The organism is Rhizobium sp. BK008, assembly GCF_014197345.1.
Lineage (GTDB): Bacteria > Pseudomonadota > Alphaproteobacteria > Rhizobiales > Rhizobiaceae > Rhizobium > Rhizobium anhuiense.
In genome coordinates this window covers 300,277-320,534 of sequence record NZ_JACIFK010000003.1, presented here as the reverse complement: position 1 = coordinate 320,534, position 20,258 = coordinate 300,277, and the positions used below count along the sequence as shown (strand labels likewise).

Genomic DNA, 20,258 nt, shown 5'->3' with positions numbered 1-20,258 from the left:
TTTCTTCGTTTGAGCTGATGGAATTATTGGCTGATGAACTGCCGGAAACGATCCGACTGCGAATGGGCGAAGACATCCTGCGGCCTGCCGTCTTCTTCGACGACGCCCTTGTGCAGAAAGACGACGCGGCTGGAGACATCGCGGGCAAAGCCCATTTCATGGGTGACGACCAGCATGGTGCGGCCTTCTTCTGCCAGCGCGCGCATGACCCGCAGCACTTCGCCGACGAGCTCCGGATCCAGCGCCGAGGTCGGTTCGTCGAACAGCATCACCTTCGGCCGCATCGCCAGGGCGCGGGCGATTGCAGCGCGCTGTTGCTGGCCGCCGGAAAGATGCGAGGGATAGAAATTGCGCTTCTCGGCAATGCCCACCTTGGCAAGCAGGGCTTCCGCCTCTTCGATGCATTCGCTCCGGGAGCGGCCGAGCACATAAATCGGCGCCTCGACGACATTTTCGAGCACGGTCTTGTGGGACCAGAGATTGAAGCTCTGGAAGACCATGCCGAGCTGCGAACGGATGCGGTCCACCTGCCTGCGGTCGGCTGGCCGACTGCCGCCTCTCGCGTCGGGAAGCATGCGGATCGTTTCACCGGCGACGGTGACTTCCCCGGAATTCGGTGTCTCCAGCAGGTTGATGCAGCGCAGGAAAGTGGATTTTCCCGAACCCGAGGAGCCGAGGATCGACACCACATCGCCTTCACGAGCGTCGAGCGAGATGCCCTTGAGGACTTCGACCGGGCCGAAGCTCTTGTGCAGATCCTTGACGCTGAGCGCGATCGGGGAAGGGGAAGCATTCGCCGCTGTCATCGGGCGTTTCCTTCAAGTGGAGATACGGATGTCGCAACCGGATGGTATGGAGCGGGCTGGCGCAAATGCGGGCTTAGCCAATATTCGGCGAGATGGACGAGACGCGTCAGCAGGAAATTGATCGTGAGATAGATGGCGCCAGCGACGATGAACACTTCGATCGCCCGATAGCTTTCCGAAATGATCCTGGCGGCAACGCCGGTGACTTCCATCAGCGTGATGATCGAGGCGAGCGAGGTGGCCTTTACCATGGCGATCATTTCGTTGCTGTAGCCTGGCAGTGCCTGGCGGATGGCAAGCGGCAGGACGATGCGCCGGAACTGCATCAATCGTGGCATGCCGCAGGCGCGCGCGGCTTCGATCTGGCCGAAGGGCACCGACAAAAGCCCGCCGCGGATGATCTCGCCGGCATAGGCGGCGGTATTCAGGGTGAGCGCCAGGACCGCGCACCAGTAGGGCTCGCGCAGGAATGGCCAGAGGAAACTGTGGCGCACCTCCGGAAACTGGCCAAGGCCGTAATAGATCAGGAAGATCTGGACGAGCAGCGGCGTTCCGCGGAACACGAAGACATAGGCACGGGCGAACCATTCGAGCACGATGATGCCGGAAAGCCGGCAGAGGGCGAGGCTAAGCGCCAGAACGGCGCCGAGCGCAATCGAGGTGGCGGCAAGTTCCAGCGTCAGCGGAATGGCGGAGATGAGGCTTACGAAGGTTTCGAACAGGAATTGCCAGTCCATCAGCCCCTCCTGACGCCGCGCGAGAAGTGCCTTTCGGCGCGCCTGAGAAAGAGGCCGGAACCGGTGGAGATCATCAGATAGATCGCCCCGGCAATGACGTAGAAGTCGAAGGGAAGGCCCGTCGAGCCGGCCGCCACCTGCGTCTGCCGCAGCAGCTCGGCAACGCCGGTGATCGAGACGAGGGCGGATTCCTTCAGCACCACCTGCCAGACATTGCCCATCCCCGGCAGTGCGTGGCGAAGCGTCAACGGCGCAATGATGCGACGAAAGCGCAGCAACCGGCCCATGCCGCAGGCAATCGCCGCCTCGATCTCACCCGCATGCACGGCCTTGAAGGCGCCGCGAAAGATTTCGGTGAACTGCGCGCCCGAGGTGACGCCGACGGCGAGCGACCCGGCAAGAAAACCCGGAAAACCGAGAAAACCCTCGGCGCCCAACAGCCGGCCGACAGCCGTGACGACGGCGCTGCCGCCGAAATAGAAGAGGTAGATGACCAGGAGATCGGGGATGCCGCGCAGTACCGTCGTATAGGCGTCGGCGGCGATCCGAAGGCTGCGACCGCCCGAAATTTTCGCCCAGGCGCCGAATGAGCCGATCACGGCGCCGATCGTATAGCCGGCCAGAGCAATCAGTATCGTCATCCACGCGCCGGCAAGCAGCGCCTTGCCCCAACCATCGGAGCCGAAGCTGATGAGCTCGAGGATGCCGGGCTGGCTCATGGCGCCTGCCTTTCCGGCAGCGGCGGTTGGACATCGTCCGGGATCGGGTTGACGAAGGGCATGCCGTCGAGGCGCTCCTTGAGATCGGCCTTGGCGGCCTCGATGAGACCGGGATTGCAAATCAGCTCTATGGCCGTGCTTGCCATGACCTTGGCCGCATGTTCGGTGCCCTTGTGCGCCGCCGGAAGTTTGCCCTGGGCAACCAGCTGCCAGGAGTGGCCGGAGGTGCCGATGGCATAGGTCGCGCCACGCATCTGCACGGTCGGCACGACCCAGCTGACGCTGCCGACATCGGTCGAGCCTACGATCGTGCTGTCACCGGCATAGAGCGGGAAGATCTCTTCGCAGAGCGGTTGATCCTTCTTCCGCCTCAGGCCGAAGCGCGCATAGGAAGAGGCGATGTCTTCAGCGCTCATCGTCGCCTGAAACTGGCGGGCGGTGGCGCGGTCGGCGTCGTCGAAAACAGGGGGGCCGAGGCGCTGAAGGTTGGCAAACATCAGTTCTTCGAGCGGTGCGTTGCCGACCAGATTTGCATCGCCGCTGATGACTTCGCTGCGCACTGACGTCTCGGTCATCAGCGCAGCGCCTTCGGCGACCTTCTTCACGCGGGCAACGAGCGACAGCAATTCCGGCAGGTTGCGCGCACGGATGAGATACCGGACGGTGGCGCGCGCCTGCACGACATTCGGCGCCGAACCGCCGGTGTCGGTGACGGCATAGTGGATGCGGGCGGTCGACGGCATATGCTCGCGCATATAGTTCACGCCGACATTCATCAGTTCGACGGCATCGAGCGCGCTGCGGCCAAGATGAGGTGTCGCCGAAGCATGCGAGGCGCGCCCGGTGAAATGGAAATTGAGCTCGTTGCAGGCGAGCGAAACCGGATTGTTGACGCCGGCAAAGGCCGCCGGATGCCAGGAAATGGCAATGTCGACATCGTCGAAAACGCCTGATCGAACCATGAAGCCCTTCGAGGAGCCGCCTTCTTCCGCCGGGCAACCGTAATAACGAATGCGGCCCTTCAGGCCGTTTGCTGCCAGGAAATCCTTGACCGCGGCTGCCGCCAACATCGAGCCGGCGCCGAGCATATTGTGTCCGCAGCCATGGCCATTGCCATTCGCCGTGACTTCGCGCTTTTCCGCGACACCCGCCTCCTGGCTCAAGCCCGGCAGGGCATCGAATTCCCCGAGGATGGCGATAACAGGACCGCCTTCGCCGGCTTCACCCATGACGGCGGTCGGCAGGCCGGCAATACCGCGCTCGACGCGAAAACCTTCGGCTTCGAGCTGGCGCGCATGCTCCGCGACGGAGCGATATTCCTCGTAATTCGTCTCCGGCATGTCCCAGATCCGGTCGCTCAGCGCAAAGAAGGCCTCGCGCTTTGCCTCGACGATATCCCAGACGGCTTCGGTGTTTTTCATGGCTTTCAAAACGACTTCGATTCACATAGTATCCAAAATTGGCGCCAATTTAGGCTACAAAATTTTTCTGCGCAATCCGTATGCATGAATAAATTTTGGACATTTTTCTAAGGCGTTCGACAGCCTACAGAAATTCGATCGGGCGTGTTAACGGTATGCGAAACAGGGGATTTGGAATGGCAGACGTCGTGATGGACCAGCAGCAGGCGGCTTCCGACACGCGCGATGTGACGGACCTTGTCCTTCAGGACATTCTGGCCGGCGTGCTGTTGCCGGGAACCTGGCTGAAGCAGATCGATCTGGAGCGGCGCTACAAATGCACCCGCCCGGAAGTGCGCCGCGCGCTCGATCGCCTCGCACAAAAGCGGCTGGTCGAACATGTGCCGAACCGTGGCTACCATGTCTACGAGCCGGATGGCCGCCGCGCCCGCGAGGTCAGCGAGATCCGCATCATCCTCGAAACGGCCATTGCCGGAACGATCGTGCAGAATGCCTTGCCCGAGGACATCGACACGCTCAGGACGCTTGCCGAGCATTTCGACCAGATGGTGCTGAACGGCACGATGTTGGAGCTCTACGAGGCAAACCTCGCCTTCCACCGCCACCTGCTTGTCCTCGGCGGCAATCTGGAACTGGTCGACCTGATCACCGAAATCCGCCAGCGCACCTCCTCTGCCCCGGTATCCCAATGGCGCACCCGCGCCCGCATCGAGCAATCCGGCCGCCAACATCACATGATGATCGACGCCATCGCCGCCGGCGAAGCCGAGCGGTTGCAGGAACTCGTCCGGCAACATATCCTTCAGCATTGAAAGGGCTTTTCTGACTGCTGCAGAGAACGGTTTACCGGGGTCGAAAATCGACGCCGTGGTACACAATGGGCCTCCCTCCCTTACGCCCCGCGCTACCAAAGATCGCTATTGCAACTGGGTAGCTTCTTATTTATAGTACCTAAGGGTTCTGTAATGCGTTCACACCTCCCTTATCCATCATAGAGGAGCGCCCGTGATCACAAGCACGTCAACATCCGCCGCCACGTCATATCTTTGGTCGTCCATCTCATTTCGTCTTGAACACCGGATCGAGGGCGGAAGCTGCAGCGTGAACGCCATAATGGCAAACGTAACGCCTGCAATTTCATTCTGATCGACCCGATGGCCAATCTGACTGTCGGCGCCGCTATGATCGATCTTTCCCTGTGTCGAACGGAAAATATTCGTTGGCAGGCGCTTGAGGTTAGCCGCAAGTCGCGTGCGGCCCTGCTGAATCAGCGACCGGCCGTCGTTTGGCTTACCGGGCTTTCAGGATCCGGCAAGTCGACCATTGCCAATAGTGTCGAGAAGCTGCTCCACGGCAAAGGGCGCTCGACTTATGTGCTGGATGGCGACAATATTCGCCACGGTCTCAACCGCGACCTTGGCTTCACCAATGAGGACCGTATCGAAAACATCCGCCGCGTTGCGGAAGTGGCCAAGCTGATGGCCGATGCAGGCCTCATTGTGCTCGTCTCCTTCATCTCGCCGTTCCGTGCAGAACGGCAGCTTGCCCGCGAGATGATGGAAAAAGGCGAGTTCTTCGAAGTGTTCATCGACACACCGATAGAGGAATGCGCCAAGCGCGATCCGAAGGGACTCTACAAGCGCGCGATCGCCGGCGAGATCAGGCACTTCACCGGAATCAGCTCCCCCTATGAGCCGCCAGAGAATCCGGAGCTCTGTCTTCGCACGGTGGGTTCCGATCCCGATCAGCTTGCCATCCAGATCGAGACATTGCTCGACGCCCGCCCTCAGCGGAGCGATTGCACAGGAGATGCTTTTTGAACAATTTATTAGCAAGGCATATTGCTGAAGCTCGAAGCGCCCTTGCATCCCGACGGAGTTTCAACAAGGTATTCGGGATAGGCGGTCACAAGACCGGGACGACGACTCTGGCCGACGTTTTTACGCTCTGCGGCCTGAGAGTCGGAAATCAGGTTGAGGGCGAGTTGACAAGCTACTCTGCTCGCCGGGGAGATTACAGTAAGCTCATTGCTTATGTGCAAAATGCCGATGCTTTTCAGGACAGTCCGTTTGCCGAAAGCGAAGTTTTCATCGCCCTCGACGCGCTCTTCCCCAATTCGCGTTTCATCCTGACGGTCCGAGATCCGGAAGACTGGTTTCGCTCCCAAATGCGGTTTACGGCCAAGCGTTTTGGCCTCGCCGACGGCAACCAGATAACCAAGGAACATATTCAGCAAGACCAATATATTTTTAGGGGCTACTGTGCGGAAGCTCATGCCTACGCCTTCCTGATGCGTACGCCGGACTACAAGTTTCATTCATCATTCGACGTCGGCGAGGATGCGATTGAATGGGAAAAACTCTTCAATAAAGACGAATATATCCGGGCCTATTTGACCAGAAACGAGTCGATCAGACGGTTTTTTCGCGGCCGGCCACATCAACTGCTTGAAATTGACATGACCACGGCCGAGACCATCGAAAATATTGCCGAGTTCCTGGGGCTTCCGGAAAGTCTGTCCAAGGTGCCGATGCCACATGCAAACAAGACGTGACATTCCCGAGATGTAAACGCTGCGTGGCAGAGAGGAAGCGGCGACACGTTTTGATGTGCGTTGTGGGGCAAATGCCAGGCAAATGACTGACAAAGCCCTGCCTCGCCGACCGCTATTCGTTCCTTTGTCGTTCACGGCGTCGCCAACTGCGCCACTGCAAGCAGCGTGTCGGCGCTGATTGTCGAGGAGATCGGTAAGGATTGATGTCGACAGATAGGTGTTCGGAACGCCGAGCGTGCGCATTAAAGCCGCTTGACAAAAGATGTCCGCTGCCACTATTGGGTAATCGATCACCCAAGGAGGATGGTGAGGATCGTGGCAGTATCGCTTTCTGACATCGCGGAACGTGCGGGCGTCTCGGTGAAGACGGTTTCCGGCGCATTGCACGGCGGCTCCGCCCGCATGTCGGACGATACGCGCCAGAAGATCAAGGCCATCGCGGAAGAACTCGGCTACGTGACCAACTTTGCGGCGCGTGGCGTGCGTCAGGGCTGGCTGCCGCTGGTCGGCGTCGTCTCCGACGGCCTCATCACTTCGCCCTTCGCCACCGAGATCGTGCGCGGCCTCGACGGAGCGGCCCGCGGCGCCGGCATGGCGGTCTTTGCAGTCAACCACAGCAGCGGCCAGTCTATCGGCTCGGTGCTCGACGAGGTGCAGCAGTTTCGGCCGCGCGCCATTGCTTATGCCGCCATGTACCACAAGGAGGTGGCGCTGTCGGACAGGTTGGCGGGCACGGTCGGCGTCATGATCAACTGCCGCGAGGCGGCCGGCCGCGTCACCGCGCTGGTGCCGGACGAAGAGGGCGGCGCGCGGGAGATCGTGCGTTATCTCCTCGTCGCCGGCCGACGGCGCATCGCCTTCATCAACCTGCCGGGCATTCTCGCCGGCACGCTGCGCGAGATGGGGTTTCGCGCGGCGCTTGAGGAGGGGGGCATCGACCCCGTCGGCGTGTTGCCGGCAGTGCGCCGCAGCGTCTACAGCGACCGCGCGCCCAGCCTTGTTGCCTCTCATGTGGAGGCGCTTCTGAAATCCGGTCAACGGCCTGATGCCATCCTGTGCGGCAATGACCGCGTGGCGATGGAAGTCTATGCGGCGCTTGCCCGCGCCGGCCTTCGCATTCCGGATGATATCGCGGTGGCAAGCTTCGACAACCAGGTCGAGCTTGCCTCGCGGCTGGACCCGCCATTGACGACGATGGCCCTGCCGCACCGCGCCATGGGCCGTCTTGCCATGGAGATCCTCCTGGCCGAGCAGCCCGAACCGCCGCATCTGCGGAAACTGCCGTTCCATCTGGTCGAACGGGCATCCGTCTGAACATCGAATAGTGTCTAACAGGAGGAGAATATCAATGAAGACTTCGATGGGTAATCGTTTACTTTCCGCGCTCTTCGCGTCCGCCGCGCTGGTCGCAACCGCCGGTTTTGCCGAGGCGAAGACCGTCATCCACGTTATGCACCAGGGCGATCCCGGCTGGGTGAAGGCCTATGGCGACGTTGCCGCCCGCTTCGAGGCCGCCAATCCCGATGTCGACATCGAGATGATCTACGCGCCGCATGATGCCTATAACGAAAAGTTCAGCGCCGCCGTCATGGCCAAGCAGCTGCCCGATATCATGGAGCTCGATGCTCCGTTCCTCGCCAACTATGTCTGGTCCGGCTATCTGCAGCCCGTCAAGCCGCTCATTGACAAGGATCTGCTCGATGACATGACGGATTCGAATATCGCCCAGGGCACCTATCCGATCGACAAGGACCTCTATGCGCTCGGCCTCACCGACTCCTCGGTCGTGCTCTACGGCAACAAGAAATATCTAGAAGCCATTGGCGCCCGCATTCCGAAATCGGTCGACGATGCCTGGACCCGCCAGGAGTTCGAAGGCTATCTCGAGAAGCTTTCCAAGCTCGAAGGCGTGAAGTGGCCGATCGACACCTTCCGGGGTTACGGCATCAAGACCGAGTGGATCACCTATGCTTACGGCCCCCTGCTCGAAAGCGCCGGCTGCGACCTGATCGACCGCAAGACCTGGAAGGCCAGCGGCACGCTCGATGGCGAGGCCTGCGTCAAGGCGCTGACGATGATGCAGGACTGGGTGAAGAAGGGCTGGGTGGTACCGACGTCGTCGGGCACCAACCAGTTCTACGCCGAGGGACAGCCGGCCGCGCTCGCCATGGGCGGCCACTGGTTCTACGCCGAGGCATCTGCAGCGATGAAGGACAATATCGTCGTCATGCCGCTGCCGAAGATCGGCGACAAGGGCGTGAGCCCGAACGGAACGTGGATCTGGGGCATTTCCGCAACCTCGGAAAACCCTGAGATCGCCGGCAAGTTCCTGAGCTTCCTGCTGAAGGACAAGGAGTACCGGGAGTACGCCAAAACCCAGTCTGCCTATCCGGGCCTGAAGAGCTTCGCCGCCGCATCCCCGCTCTATGCGGAAGGCGGTCCGCTCGCCATCGCCTTTGAGCAGGCTTCCAAGACCGCGATCGCCCGTCCGCCGCACCCGGCCTATCCGACGATCACTTCGGCCTTCATGCAGGCCGTCGACAAGATCTTCAACGGTGGTGACGCGCAGGAAGCGCTGACGGCCGCTGCCAAGAAGATCGACGAGGATATCGAGGACAACGCCGGCTACCCGCCCTTCGACGAGCAGCAGTAAGAGGTTTTGACGGGGCCGGTTCTCGGGCCGGCCCTACACCATCTCCGGACGATACCGATGAGGAGGAAACAATGACTTTGCAACAGACCTCCACGCCCGCTTTGCGGCGTCCTGCCGCACGCCGCGACAAGCAGCGGCTCTGGCAGGAAATGGCGATGATCGCGCCTGCCGTTCTGCTTCTGACGATATTCCTGATCACGCCGTTCCTTTTGTCCTTCTGGACGGCGATGACCAACCAGCCGCTCGTGCCGCGCCCGACGCCGGTGCGCTTCGTCGGCCTCCTGAATTTCGAGCGGGTCTTCACCGATCCGTTGTTCTGGACCGCGCTGTGGAACGTTACGCGCTTCACCATCTGGGTGCTGCCGGTGCAGTGCGGCCTCGCCTTCCTGACCGCGCTGCTCTTGCATCAGAAGCTGCCGATGCAGAACCTGCTGCGCGGCCTGTTCTTCCTGCCGGCGATCACCTCCATGGTGGTGGTCTGCGTCATCTGGGGCACGCTGTTTCAGTATCCGAGCGGCCCGCTCAACCAGATCGTCGGGTTCCTTTCCGGCGGCACGATCCAGCCGATCGACTGGCTCGGCGACCCCAACTGGGCGATGTTCTCCATCGTGTTGCTTTCGGCCTGGCAGGCCTATGGCTTTCAGATGATCATCTATCTCGCCGGCCTCCAGGGCATTCCCGAAGAACTATACGATGCCGCCCGCATCGACGGGGCAAGCGCGCTGCGCCGCTTCTGGCACGTCACCATGCCCGGCCTTCGCCCGACCCATGTCTTCGTGCTTGTTATCACCACCATCCAGGCCTTCAAGCTCTATACGCAGGTGGCGATCCTCACCCAGGGTGGCCCGAAGGAAAGCACCGAAACCGTTGTCCACTACATGGTGCGCGCCGGCTTCGAGGAGCAGAAACTCGGCTACGCATCGGCCGTTTCCGTCATCCTCTTCGTCATCGTTCTTCTGATCGCGCTCCTGCAACGCAAACTCCTGAGGCGCTTCGATGTCTGATATCGCTTTGAGCCAGCCAGCCCCGCTGGCAATCGCAACGGGCAGCGGCAAGAGAAGCCTGCGCATCGTGCAGAGCCTCTGCATCCTGGTCATCGCGCTGGTGATGATCTCGCCGCTGTTCATGTTGCTGATCGCCAGCCTGAAGGACGACCGCTTCCGCATCCTCGCCGACATGGGCAGTTTCCGCGCCTTCTGGGTCAGCGACCCGACGCTGTCGAACTACAAGGAGATCGCCCATTTCTCCGGCGAGCTGGCCTATGGCCGATATCTCTTCAATTCGCTGGTGATCCTCGTCGCCACGGTCGTCTCGGGTCTGGTCATCAATTCCATGGCGGGCTTCGTTCTGGCCTGGGGCTCGCTGCGCGGCAAGGCGGTCCTCTTGGCGCTGGTCGTCGCGCTCTATGTCATCCCGCAGGAAAGCATCATCATGCCGCTCGTCGTCATGATGTCGCGGGCGGGGCTGACGGATACCTTCGCGGTGCAGATCCTGCCCTGGGTGGCAAGCCCGCTCTATGTCTTCCTCTTCTACCAGTTCTTCGCGCAGCTGCCGAAGGAACTGTATGAAGCGGCGGAAATGGATGGCGCATCGGCCTTCCGCATCTACCGGTCGATCTACATGCCGCTCAGCCTGCCGGCGCTCGCCACCGTCTCGATCCTCATGGGCATCGAAAGCTGGAACCAGTATCTCTGGCCGACGCTGGTCACCCAGACCGATTATGCTCGGCCGATTGCCGTCGCCATCGCCACCTTCTTCGGACAGGACAGCATCTACTGGGACCGCGCCATGGCCGCCTCGGTGCTGATGATGATCCCGGTCCTCATTCTCTATCTGGCTTTCCAGCGCTGGTTCGTCAGTTCATTCGTCGGCTCCGCCGTGAAAGGTTGATTATGTCTCTGCAGGCCAAGTCCGAAACGTCAGCACCTGAAACCATCGAAGCGGCGCTCCCCGAAGGCACGGTGCTGCATCTCTGGCTGAAGGCACGCCATGCCGCCAGCGAGGCGAAGCTCTTCGTCGCCGTTGATGGCAACGACATCGGCGAGCCCTCGACCCGCCGCACGGGGGAATTTGAATTCTTCGCTGTGACGCTCGCGAAAGGCGGTTGGGCTACGCTGTCCTATGATGCGGCAACCACAGCGCTCTCCGTCGCTTATGTCTTCCGGCCGGAAACCGTGATGAAGGAGGGCATCAGCGTCCTCCACAGCGATGCCCGCACCGCCGCCCCCAACGTGCCCGACAGCTACCACTTCCGCCCGCCCTTTGGCTGGATGAACGATCCGAACGGTTTTGGACGGTTCGGCGGAAACGCTCACCTCTTCTACCAGCACTATCCTCATGAGCCGCGCTGGAACACCATGCACTGGGGCCATGCCGTCTCGAAGGATTTCGTCCGCTGGACGCATCTGCCCATCTTCCTCTTCCCGGCGGCGCATCTATCGGAAAAGGACGATGGCCGTGGCGGCGCCTTCTCCGGCTCAGCGATCCCCGGCACCGGCCCGGAAGGCGAGGAAATCCGCGTCTTCTACACCGAGCATGTGCGTGACCGGCAACCGGAAGAGCAAATCCAGCTTTCCGCCGTCAGCCGCGACGGCATCGTCGCCGGCCTGCCGGAAACCATATTGCCGCTGCGCCCGGAAGGCTTGAACCTCACCACCGATTTCCGCGACCCCTATGTCTTCAAAGGCCCGGACGGCCGCTTGAAGATGCTGCTCGGCAGCCGCGACAGGCAGGGCGGCGTAGTACTGCTCTATGAAACCGCAGACGCGCAAGGTGCCGATGGCTGGACCTTCCTCGGCATCATCCATCGCGAGGACGGTTTCGGCATGACGGCGGCGGAATGCCCCTGCATGGTGCCGCTTTCCGGCAAAAACGGACAGACCCGCTGGGCGCTGATCTTCGGTCTGCTCACCAGCCGCGACCCGGCCACCGGCCGCCGCAACCTCACTTCCGTCACCGTCGGCGGTTTCGATGGCCGCACCTTCACCGCGGAGTTCGAACAGGAGTTGGATTTCGGTTCGGATGCCTATGCCTTCCAGGCCTTCGTTGATGGCGACGAGCCGGTCGGCATCGCCTGGCTCGCCAACTGGACGGATTTTTCCAAGAAGGACGATTTCCCGACGGCCATGACCCTGCCGCGCCGCGTGCTTCTCGATGGCGACACCGTGCTGACCCCGCCGGTCGCAGCCGTCGAAAGCCTGCGCCATCAGTTGCTGGACGACACCGCGCTTGCCGCCGGCAAGACCGTGCCGCTCGGCACCGGCGCCGTCGAGATCACACTTGATCTCACCGAGCCGGGCGCCGCCTTCGATCTCACCTTCGATCATCCGGATGTCGATCTCGGTGTGAAACTCGATGCCGATGGTCTGGCGATTGTCTTCGACGCCCGCACCGATAAGACGCCGCCGCGTTACATCGCCACCGGCGCGAAACCGTCGAGCCTGCGCATCTTCCTCGATGCCGGTTCCATCGAGGTCTTCGCTGACAACGGCCGCTGGACGGGGTCCAAACGCATTCCGGGCTTTGCCGCCGCACGTTCGGCAACGCTCACCGGCGTCGTCGCCGAGGCCGGCGTCTGGCAATTGAAACTGTAAGGGAGGACAGACAATGGCATCGGTAGCAATCGACCGGGTTCTGAAACAATACGGCGCAGCCTCGGTAATCCACGGGGTTTCCGCGGATATCGAGGACGGTGAGTTCGTCACGCTCGTCGGACCGTCGGGCTGCGGCAAGTCCACGCTTCTGCGCATGCTGGCGGGGCTGGAGGATATCAGCGGCGGTGAAATCCGTATCGACGGCCGCGTCGTCAACGACGTCGCGCCGAAGGAGCGCGATATCGCCATGGTGTTCCAGTCCTACGCGCTCTATCCGCACATGACGGTGCGCGAAAATATGGGCTTTGCCCTCAAGCTGCAGGGGCGCGACAAGGCGACAATTAACAAGCTGGTGAGCGAAGCCGCCGGCATTCTCGCACTTGAACCCCTGCTGGAGCGCCTGCCGAAACAGCTTTCCGGCGGCCAGCGCCAGCGCGTCGCCATGGGCCGCGCCATCGTACGCCATCCGAAAGTGTTCCTGTTTGACGAGCCGCTGTCCAACCTCGACGCCAAACTGCGGGTGACCATGCGCAGCGAGATCAAGGAGCTGCATCAGCGCCTTGGCACGACCATCGTTTACGTCACCCACGACCAGATCGAGGCGATCACCATGGCCGACAAGATCGTCGTCATGCGTGCCGGCCGCATCGAGCAGATCGGCAAACCGCTCGATCTCTACGACCGTCCGGATAACACCTTCGTCGCCGCCTTCATCGGCTCGCCGTCGATGAACCTCTTCGAGGGTGGCGTCAGCGACGGCGGCTTCCGTATCGAAGGCGGCGTTTCCCTGCCACTTCCGCCGCAATTGAGCCAAAGCGCGGCGCGCACCTACGGCATCCGCCCGGAAGACCTCGACATTGCTGAGACAGGCATTCCGGCCACCGTGCTGACTGTCGAGCCGACTGGTGCGGAGACCCATCTTTCGGTGCGTGTCGGCACGCAGACGGCAACCATCGTGCTGCACCGGCGGGTCGATTTAAAGCCCGACCAGCAAATTCACCTCGCGCCCAAATCCGAGAAAATCCACCTCTTCTCCGCCGAAGGCAATCGGATAGACTGATCCTCCGGCGCCTCCCGCTGAGCCGCGTCCGTCATTTGACGGGCGCGGTTCGGTTCCGGTACCATCCAGCCTTGCGTCTTGGTTTTGGGGTGGTCGGCCCTTCAGTTGATCGAATGGACCAATTGCGCGGCGATCTGCTGCCACAGTTCGAATCTCTTCAAGAGCGAAGATGTCAAGGTAGAGCGCTCGCGGGTCTCGCGCGCCATTGCGCAACGGCGCGAACTGGTAGGTTCACGGTGCAGGATAGGCCATCGCTGGCGACCGATAATGTTACCCGCCGCCACCGCTTGACATTTACCGGCACGGAAACCATCTGACGCCCGGTTTCTGCGAAATGGGGATTATCGATGACCACGGTACAAGAACGGCAGCCTGAACAACATGCATTCGAAGCTGATGTCAGCCGGCTGCTGCACATGATGGTGCACTCGGTTTATTCGGACAAGGACGTCTTCCTCCGAGAGCTGATTTCCAACGCGGCGGACGCCTGCGAAAAGCTGCGTTACGAGTCGATTTCCCGGCCGCAGCTCTCGACAGATGGAGCTCAGCCGGAAATTCGGGTCACGCTCAATGATGAGGCTTCGACCCTTGTCGTCGAGGATAATGGCATCGGAATGAGCCGCGACGAGATGATCGACGCGCTCGGCACGATCGCGCGGTCTGGAACTCGCGCTTTCATGGAGCGGCTGGAGGCGGCCAAAGCGGGGGAGAAAGCCGAATTGATCGGCCAGTTCGGCGTTGGTTTCTATTCTTCGTTCATGGTTGCCGACAAGGTCGATGTAATCTCCCGGCGCGCCGGGGAGGAGCAAGCCTGGAAATGGTCGTCCGATGGCAAGGGCAGCTATGAGATCGTGGCTGTTGACCTCAGCGAAGCGCCCGTCACGGGAACGCGTGTCGTGCTGCATCTGATGGACGACGCAAAAAAATATACCAGCAAATGGACGGTCGAAAAGATCATCCGCGACCAGTCCGGCCATGTGCCGGTTCCCATCCGCCTCGCGGAGAAGGAAGGTGCCGAGGCTTCTCAAGTCACCGATGGTGCGGCGCTGTGGACCAAGCCCAAGAGCGAGATATCAAAGCAGGATTACGACGATTTTTATCGCGGTGTATCCGGCCAGTACGACGAGCCGCTGACCAATATCCATTTCCGCGCCGAGGGCCGCCATGAATATACGGCGCTTGCCTTTATACCCGGCTCGCAGCCGTTCGATCTTTTCGATGCAGATCGTCACGGTCGCATGAAACTCTACGTGAAGCGCGTCTTCATCACCGATGAAGCAGAGTTGCTGCCACGCTATCTGCGTTTCGTGCGAGGTATCGTCGATACGTCGGATCTGCCGCTGAACATCTCGCGCGAGATGATCCAGGATAGCCCGATCCTTGCCGCCATCCGCAAAGGTGTCACCAGTCGCGTGCTGACGGCGCTGGAAAAGATGGGCGAGGGTGATGCCGAGACGTTCGGTAAATTCTGGGATCTATTTGGGGCAATCGTCAAGGAGGGGATCTACGACGATTTTGAACGCCGCTCCCAGCTGCTCAGGCTGTCTCGTTTCCGCAGCACCGCGTCGAACGAGGCAACGCGCAGTCTGGCCGACTACCTGCGTGACATGAAAGAGGGGCAATCGGCGATCTACTACATCACGGGCCTTTCCCTTGATCAACTGAATGCATCGCCACAGCTCGAAGGCTTCCGCGCCAAGGGGATCGAAGTCCTCCTGCTCACAGATTCCGTCGATAGCTTCTGGACGACAAATGCCCGGGACTTTGAAGGCAAGCCGTTCAAATCGATCACGCAGGGCCTGTCCGATCTGGACGACATAGCTGGCAACGATGAGGGCGGCGGCGACAAGCATGAAGCCTCTCCGGAAGTTGCCGCGTTTATCGACTTTGCTCGAGGGTTCCTTGGGCAGGAAGTCGCCGATGTCCGCGTCTCTGGCCGATTGACCGAGAGTGCGGTTTGCCTTGTCGCCTCTGAACATGGCCCGGATCGACAACTCGAGAAAATACTCCAGGGGGCAGGCAGGCTACAGACCGCATCGAAACCGGTCCTCGAGGTCAATGCGCAGAGTAGTCTGGTGAAGGCCATCGCCGCGATGAAAGACCAGGCCTTTCGGGAAGATGCTGCCTGGCTTCTCCTCGATGAAGCGCGAATCTTGGACGGCGACAGGCCAACAAACCCGCGCGCGTTTGCTGAGAGACAAGCCAGGCTTTTCGCATTGGCGATGGCGCAGAACACATAGTCGCCTGATATTATCGGGCCTCGGGCGATCGCCTGAGGCCTCGTCATATGCTGGTCAGGTTAGAGATAAGATAGTAGCCTAAAACAAAGAACTGGCTAGCCGCGAGCGTCGTCACTGAGGGTCCGCGGTTCAAATCCGGCCAAGGCCAAACCCTCACGGCATCTGAGCCCCACTCACGGCAACGTACACCGCATAAACAGACCGTGTTGCCGCAATAAACAGCCGGTTGCGTCTCGGCCCGCCGAAGGTGAGGTTGGCGACGGTTTGGGGGATGCGGATCTTGCCGATCAGTTTGCCTGCGGGGTCGAAGCAATGGACGCCATCGGCGGCACTCGACCAGAGGTTCCCGTTCATATCGGTGCGGATGCCGTCCGGGATGCCGGTGTCGATCTGGCAGAAGACGCGGCCGTTGGCGAGGCTTGCGCCGTCGACCACGTCGAAGGCGCGGATGTGGCGCGGCAGGTTTTCGTCGTGGCTGGCTGCCGAATCCGCGACGTAGAGAATGGTCTCGTCGGGCGAGAAGGCAAGGCCGTTCGGCTGGGTAAAATCGGTGACGACGGCGGAAAGCGCGCCGGTCGCCGGGTCGAGCCGGTAGACGTTGCGGGTCGGCTGCTCCGGCACGGCGCGATAGCCTTCATAGTCCGACATGATGCCGTAGGTGGGATCGGTGAACCAGATCGAGCCGTCCGATTTCACCACCACATCGTTCGGCGAATTGAGCCTGGCGCCCTCGAAACGATCGGCGAGCACGGTGATCGAGCCGTCGACCTCGGTGCGGGTGACGCGGCGCGTCCCATGTTCACAGGAAATCAGCCGTCCCTGCCGGTCGCGTGTATGGCCGTTGGTGAAGTTGGAGGGTTGGCGATAGACGGAGATGCCGCTCTCCGGCGTCCATCGCAGCATGCGCTGGTTGGGAATATCGCTCCATAAGAGCTGGTTCGCGTCGTTGAACCAGACAGGCCCCTCCGCCCAGCGGCAGCCGGAATAGAGTTCGTCGAGGCCGGCGCTCGTGACGATCAACTGCCGGAAGCGCGGGTCGTGAATTTCGTAGATGCTGGCCTCGGCCATGGTGGTCTTCCCAATTATCGCATGCCGGCCCGGCGGCCGCCGGCGAGCATGATGACGCTGATGATGATGAGGCCGGTCATGATCAGGCGGATGCCTGCGCCGAGCCCGTAGGTGTTGAGCATGGAGACGACCAGGAACATGAAGAGCGATGCGCCCCAGATCCCCGGCACGTTGGAATCGCCGCCGGCGACCGCCGTGCCGCCGATCACGACGACGGCGATCGACATCAAGAGATATTCCGAGCCCATGTTGAGCGCCGCGCCGCCGGAAAAGCACGCCAGCAGATAGCCCGCGACCGAGGCAAGAACGGCGCAGAAGAGGTAGGTGACGAAACGCGTGCCGTCGACCGGAATGCCGGCCATGCGGGCTGCCGGCATGCTCTGGCCGATCGCCGAGATCCAGCGCCCATAGATGGTCTTCTCGAGCAGGAACCAGGCCAGCAGCGAGATGAGGAGTGCGACGATCGCCACATTCGGCACGCCGAGCGTGTGCGACGTGGTGAATTCCGCCAGCATGCTCGGCGGCTTGATGCGCAGTCCCCGGTTCGTCCAGATCGCGGCGGACTGCACGATGAAGCTCATGGACAGCGTGGCGATGATCGGCGGAATGCGCAGCGCCTTGATGAGCGCATAGTTGCCGAGGCCGACCACGAGGCCGATGACGATGGCGACGAGAAGACCGGGCAGGATCATGCCGTTTTCGACATTCATCAGCTTCAGCGCCACCGTGCCGGCAAGCGTCATGGTGGCGGGAACCGAGAGGTCGATATTGCCGGGGCCGAGCGTGATGACGAACATCTGGCCGATGCCGACGATGACCGAGAAGGCCGCGAAGGTGAGGGCTGCCTGCGACAGGCCGAGCGTGCTGGCGCCGAGCGTCACCATGATCGTCAGGAACCAGACGATGAAGGCGGCAAGCCACGACCAGATCCACGGTTTGCGAAAGAGGCGAAGGAGAGGGGTCATCGGCGCTTCTCCCGCTTTTCCAGGCGGTTCAACATCAGACGAAGTCCAAGCACGATGATCAGGATTGCGCCCTGCGCCCCGATCTGCCAGTCCGGCGAGATCCGCAGGAAGGACAGGAACGAGCCGGCGAGCGTCAGCGTCAGCGCGCCGATGACGGCGCCGATCGGGGAGACGCGGCCGCCGATGAACTCGCCGCCGCCGAGGATCACGCCGGCGATCGACAGCAGCGTGTAGCGCAGCGCGATATTGGCATCGGCCGAGGTGGTCAGGCCGACGAGGGCTATGCCGGCGAGCACAGCGAAGAGTCCGGCAAGGCCATAGGCGGCGGCGCGCGCCGCGACGATCGACCAGCCGGCGCGCTCGACCGAGCGCTGGTTGCCGCCGATGCCGCGCATCAGCACGCCGAGCGAGGAGCGCATGACGAGGAGATGGGCAACCACGGCGATGACGATGCTGGCGACGATCGCCATCGGCGCCAGCGGCGGCTTGACGGTCATCAGCCAGCGTACCCAATCGGGCGCCTGCCCGCCCGGCGCCGGCAGCAGTAATACGGCAAGGCCGCCCCAGACGAAGCTCATGCCGAGGGTCACGACGATGGAGGGCAGGTCGCGCAGATAGATGACGACGCCAAGGGCCGCATAGGTTGCGATCGCCCCGGCAAGGATCAGCACGCCGGTCACGGGAGCATCCCGCAAAAAGGTTGCGGTGACGCAGGCGACGAAGCTGACGAATGTGCCCATCGAGAGATCGAGATCGTTCACCGCCATCACGATCATCTGGGCGATCGTCGCCAGCGCGATCGGCACAGCCAGGTTGAACAGCAGGTTGAGTCCGACATAGCTCATGGCGCGCGGCTGCAGCCAGAAGACGGCGGCAAGCAGCAGCGTCAGCGACAAGGCGGGAATGGCAAGACGCATCGCGTCGGACGACAGCCGGACCGTCATGCGGCGACCCCTTCGAAGGAGGCGGCGATGATATTCTTCTCGTTGACGGCGTCGCCGGCAAGTTCGGCCGTGATGCGGCCTTCGCGGAAGACATAGACACGGTCGCAGAGGCGGACCTCGTCCATTTCGGTCGAGTACCAGATGAAGGTCCGGCCATGCGCCGCTTCCTCGCGGATGATCGCGTAGACCTCCTGCTTGGTGCCGACGTCGACGCCGCGCATCGGATCGTCCATCAAGACGACAGGCGCGCGTGTCGCCAACGCCCGGGCAAAGAGCACCTTCTGCTGGTTGCCGCCGGAAAGCGACAGGATGCGATTGTCCATATCGGGCGTGCGGATCTCGATCCGCCGCTTCCAGTCAGCGCCCTTCGTCTCCTCTTCGCCCGCGCGGATGAGGCCGCGCCGGGAGAGGTCACCGAGCGAGGCGATGGAGAAATTGCGCAGGATGCTCCACAGCTCGAAGACGCCGTTGAGGCGTCGATCGCCGGCGACGAAGGTGACGAGCGGATCGCGCTCCGGCAGCCAATTGCCGGATTGGGCGGCATGCAGGGCGAGCAGCAGCTCGGTCTGCCCGTGGCCGGCCAGACCCGCCAGTCCGATGATCTCACCCTTGCGCGCCGCAAAGGGCAGGCCTTTCGCCTGATGGGACAGAATGAGCGGGGCGGTGGAGTGTTCGCGCGCCGAGCGCTGCTTGGTCTCCTCCTTCGCAACGGTGCCCATCGCTTCCACCAGGCCGTGATGGTCGAAGCCCTGCGCCGGGCGCTCGGCGACGACACGGCCGTCCTTCATGACGACGATGCGATCGGAGGTTTCGAGGATCTCGTGCAGGATATGCGAGATGAAGATGACGGACCCGCCCGTGGCGATGAAGCGGCGGACATGATCGAGCATCTGCCGGGCAAGGCTTGCATCGAGCGACGAAGTGGGTTCGTCGAGGATCACCAGACGCGGCGCAATGCCGGCGTCGGAAAAGGCCATTGATATCTCGACCATCTGCCGCTCGGCGATCGAAAGATCGCCCACAGTCCGGCTGCTGTCGATGCCGTGGCGGGGAAAGACGGCATCGAGGCTTTTCTCGATGATCTCTGCGGCGCGCCTGCGCCAGCCGAAGCCGCCGAGATGGCGATGCATGATACGCGTGTTCTCGACGATCGAAAGGTTTGGGCAGAGCGATAGCTCCTGGAAGACGCAGCGTACGCCGCGGGCACGCGCCGCGTTGATACCGTAGCGCTCCAGCCGCTCGCCGTCGCTCGCCACGCTTCCTTCTTGCGGCGTGAGGCCGCCGTTGATCACGCTGACGATGGTGGACTTGCCGGCGCCATTGTGTCCCACCAGCCCGACGCATTCGCCCGGCATGACGCGGAGGGTCACGCCGTCGAGTGCCCTGACCGCGCCGAAGCTCACCTTGGCGCCCTCGACGGCGATCACCGCCTTCAAAACCTCATCCATGCTGCCCGCCATGCCTGCTTCGCAAAGAATGCCGCGCGGCCAATTGCGGC

General features: G+C 61.9%; 17 protein-coding genes and 1 pseudogene. 10 read left to right on the top strand and 8 right to left on the bottom strand.

From position 1 onward, the window contains the following. Nucleotides 1-23: 23 nt before the first annotated feature. From FHT69_RS16215 to FHT69_RS16200, 4 genes are read right to left on the bottom strand one after another with little or no spacing between them, the layout of a single operon-like run. The gene (locus tag FHT69_RS16215) at nucleotides 24-806 is read right to left on the bottom strand and encodes an ABC transporter ATP-binding protein (RefSeq protein ID WP_127429883.1); all 783 of its coding nucleotides are present in this window, start codon (nucleotides 804-806) and stop codon (nucleotides 24-26) included. Continuing rightward, a complete protein-coding gene (locus FHT69_RS16210) occupies nucleotides 803-1,543 on the bottom strand; it encodes an ABC transporter permease (protein WP_097542551.1) in 741 nt (246 codons plus the stop codon). Before FHT69_RS16210 ends, FHT69_RS16215 begins: the two co-directional genes overlap by 4 nt. Then, nucleotides 1,543-2,262: an ABC transporter permease gene (locus tag FHT69_RS16205; protein ID WP_028757250.1), complete on the bottom strand. Its 720-nt coding sequence runs from the start codon at nucleotides 2,260-2,262 to the stop codon at nucleotides 1,543-1,545. The genes FHT69_RS16210 and FHT69_RS16205 overlap by 1 nt, the downstream gene beginning before the upstream one ends. Next, on the bottom strand, nucleotides 2,259-3,683 hold the full coding sequence (locus tag FHT69_RS16200) for a M20 family metallopeptidase (RefSeq protein WP_127429881.1): 1,425 nt from the start codon (nucleotides 3,681-3,683) through the stop codon (nucleotides 2,259-2,261). Before FHT69_RS16200 ends, FHT69_RS16205 begins: the two co-directional genes overlap by 4 nt. Nucleotides 3,684-3,859: 176 nt before the next feature. On the opposite strand from FHT69_RS16200, the gene FHT69_RS16195 reads away from it, so the two are divergent. The 10 genes and pseudogenes from FHT69_RS16195 (at nucleotide 3,860) to htpG (ending at nucleotide 15,783) form a co-directional block, all read left to right on the top strand. Then, nucleotides 3,860-4,495, top strand: coding sequence for a GntR family transcriptional regulator (locus tag FHT69_RS16195; protein WP_127429880.1), 636 nt, complete (start codon nucleotides 3,860-3,862; stop codon nucleotides 4,493-4,495). A 291-nt stretch (nucleotides 4,496-4,786) separates the two neighbouring features. Continuing rightward, nucleotides 4,787-5,503 (top strand): annotated as a pseudogene (gene cysC, locus FHT69_RS16190) (adenylyl-sulfate kinase); the annotation flags it as partial. Next, the gene (locus FHT69_RS16185; RefSeq protein WP_127429878.1) at nucleotides 5,500-6,237 is read left to right on the top strand and encodes a sulfotransferase; all 738 of its coding nucleotides are present in this window, start codon (nucleotides 5,500-5,502) and stop codon (nucleotides 6,235-6,237) included. The pseudogene cysC and the gene FHT69_RS16185, both read left to right, overlap by 4 nt. A 303-nt stretch (nucleotides 6,238-6,540) precedes the next feature. Then, a complete protein-coding gene (locus tag FHT69_RS16180) occupies nucleotides 6,541-7,551 on the top strand; it encodes a LacI family DNA-binding transcriptional regulator (RefSeq protein WP_127429877.1) in 1,011 nt (336 codons plus the stop codon). Between the two features lie 46 nt (nucleotides 7,552-7,597). Next, the gene (locus FHT69_RS16175; protein WP_165932220.1) at nucleotides 7,598-8,890 is read left to right on the top strand and encodes an ABC transporter substrate-binding protein; all 1,293 of its coding nucleotides are present in this window, start codon (nucleotides 7,598-7,600) and stop codon (nucleotides 8,888-8,890) included. 71 nt (nucleotides 8,891-8,961) lie between these two features. Beyond that, complete coding sequence (locus FHT69_RS16170) at nucleotides 8,962-9,894, top strand: carbohydrate ABC transporter permease (protein WP_127429875.1); 933 nt, start codon at nucleotides 8,962-8,964, stop codon at nucleotides 9,892-9,894. Then, the gene (locus FHT69_RS16165; protein WP_028757242.1) at nucleotides 9,887-10,780 is read left to right on the top strand and encodes a carbohydrate ABC transporter permease; all 894 of its coding nucleotides are present in this window, start codon (nucleotides 9,887-9,889) and stop codon (nucleotides 10,778-10,780) included. Before FHT69_RS16170 ends, FHT69_RS16165 begins: the two co-directional genes overlap by 8 nt. A 2-nt stretch (nucleotides 10,781-10,782) precedes the next feature. After that, a complete protein-coding gene (locus FHT69_RS16160; protein ID WP_127429874.1) occupies nucleotides 10,783-12,483 on the top strand; it encodes a glycoside hydrolase family 32 protein in 1,701 nt (566 codons plus the stop codon). A 13-nt stretch (nucleotides 12,484-12,496) separates the two neighbouring features. Next, nucleotides 12,497-13,543 carry an ABC transporter ATP-binding protein gene (locus FHT69_RS16155; RefSeq protein WP_132573372.1) on the top strand — a complete coding sequence of 349 codons (1,047 nt, stop codon included), beginning with the start codon at nucleotides 12,497-12,499 and terminating at the stop codon, nucleotides 13,541-13,543. Nucleotides 13,544-13,890: 347 nt separating this feature from the next. Next, on the top strand, nucleotides 13,891-15,783 hold the full coding sequence (htpG, locus tag FHT69_RS16150; protein ID WP_183905617.1) for a molecular chaperone HtpG: 1,893 nt from the start codon (nucleotides 13,891-13,893) through the stop codon (nucleotides 15,781-15,783). A gap of 153 nt (nucleotides 15,784-15,936) precedes the next feature. On the opposite strand, the gene FHT69_RS16145 is transcribed toward htpG, so the two are convergent. From FHT69_RS16145 to FHT69_RS16130, 4 genes are read right to left on the bottom strand one after another with little or no spacing between them, the layout of a single operon-like run. Beyond that, nucleotides 15,937-16,851, bottom strand: coding sequence for an SMP-30/gluconolactonase/LRE family protein (locus FHT69_RS16145; RefSeq protein ID WP_097596067.1), 915 nt, complete (start codon nucleotides 16,849-16,851; stop codon nucleotides 15,937-15,939). Between the two features lie 14 nt (nucleotides 16,852-16,865). Further along, nucleotides 16,866-17,816 (bottom strand): ABC transporter permease, encoded by a 951-nt coding sequence (locus tag FHT69_RS16140; RefSeq protein ID WP_047612104.1) that lies wholly within the window; start codon nucleotides 17,814-17,816, stop codon nucleotides 16,866-16,868. Further along, nucleotides 17,813-18,760 (bottom strand): ABC transporter permease, encoded by a 948-nt coding sequence (locus FHT69_RS16135; RefSeq protein ID WP_097596066.1) that lies wholly within the window; start codon nucleotides 18,758-18,760, stop codon nucleotides 17,813-17,815. Before FHT69_RS16135 ends, FHT69_RS16140 begins: the two co-directional genes overlap by 4 nt. Beyond that, entirely contained in the window at nucleotides 18,757-20,208 is a 1,452-nt protein-coding gene (locus tag FHT69_RS16130) for a sugar ABC transporter ATP-binding protein (protein WP_127429872.1), read from the bottom strand. Before FHT69_RS16130 ends, FHT69_RS16135 begins: the two co-directional genes overlap by 4 nt. Nucleotides 20,209-20,258 lie beyond the last annotated feature (50 nt).

Coding starts and splice junctions, on each gene's coding strand:
- FHT69_RS16215 (WP_127429883.1), bottom strand. CDS start 806: ATGACAGCGGCGAATGCTTCCCCTTCCCCGATCGCGCTCAGCGTCAAG.
- FHT69_RS16210 (WP_097542551.1), bottom strand. CDS start 1,543: ATGGACTGGCAATTCCTGTTCGAAACCTTCGTAAGCCTCATCTCCGCC.
- FHT69_RS16205 (WP_028757250.1), bottom strand. CDS start 2,262: ATGAGCCAGCCCGGCATCCTCGAGCTCATCAGCTTCGGCTCCGATGGT.
- FHT69_RS16200 (WP_127429881.1), bottom strand. CDS start 3,683: ATGAAAAACACCGAAGCCGTCTGGGATATCGTCGAGGCAAAGCGCGAG.
- FHT69_RS16195 (WP_127429880.1), top strand. CDS start 3,860: ATGGCAGACGTCGTGATGGACCAGCAGCAGGCGGCTTCCGACACGCGC.
- FHT69_RS16180 (WP_127429877.1), top strand. CDS start 6,541: ATGGTGAGGATCGTGGCAGTATCGCTTTCTGACATCGCGGAACGTGCG.
- FHT69_RS16175 (WP_165932220.1), top strand. CDS start 7,598: ATGGGTAATCGTTTACTTTCCGCGCTCTTCGCGTCCGCCGCGCTGGTC.
- FHT69_RS16170 (WP_127429875.1), top strand. CDS start 8,962: ATGACTTTGCAACAGACCTCCACGCCCGCTTTGCGGCGTCCTGCCGCA.
- FHT69_RS16165 (WP_028757242.1), top strand. CDS start 9,887: ATGTCTGATATCGCTTTGAGCCAGCCAGCCCCGCTGGCAATCGCAACG.
- FHT69_RS16160 (WP_127429874.1), top strand. CDS start 10,783: ATGTCTCTGCAGGCCAAGTCCGAAACGTCAGCACCTGAAACCATCGAA.
- FHT69_RS16155 (WP_132573372.1), top strand. CDS start 12,497: ATGGCATCGGTAGCAATCGACCGGGTTCTGAAACAATACGGCGCAGCC.
- htpG (WP_183905617.1), top strand. CDS start 13,891: ATGACCACGGTACAAGAACGGCAGCCTGAACAACATGCATTCGAAGCT.
- FHT69_RS16145 (WP_097596067.1), bottom strand. CDS start 16,851: ATGGCCGAGGCCAGCATCTACGAAATTCACGACCCGCGCTTCCGGCAG.
- FHT69_RS16140 (WP_047612104.1), bottom strand. CDS start 17,816: ATGACCCCTCTCCTTCGCCTCTTTCGCAAACCGTGGATCTGGTCGTGG.
- FHT69_RS16135 (WP_097596066.1), bottom strand. CDS start 18,760: ATGACGGTCCGGCTGTCGTCCGACGCGATGCGTCTTGCCATTCCCGCC.
- FHT69_RS16130 (WP_127429872.1), bottom strand. CDS start 20,208: ATGGATGAGGTTTTGAAGGCGGTGATCGCCGTCGAGGGCGCCAAGGTG.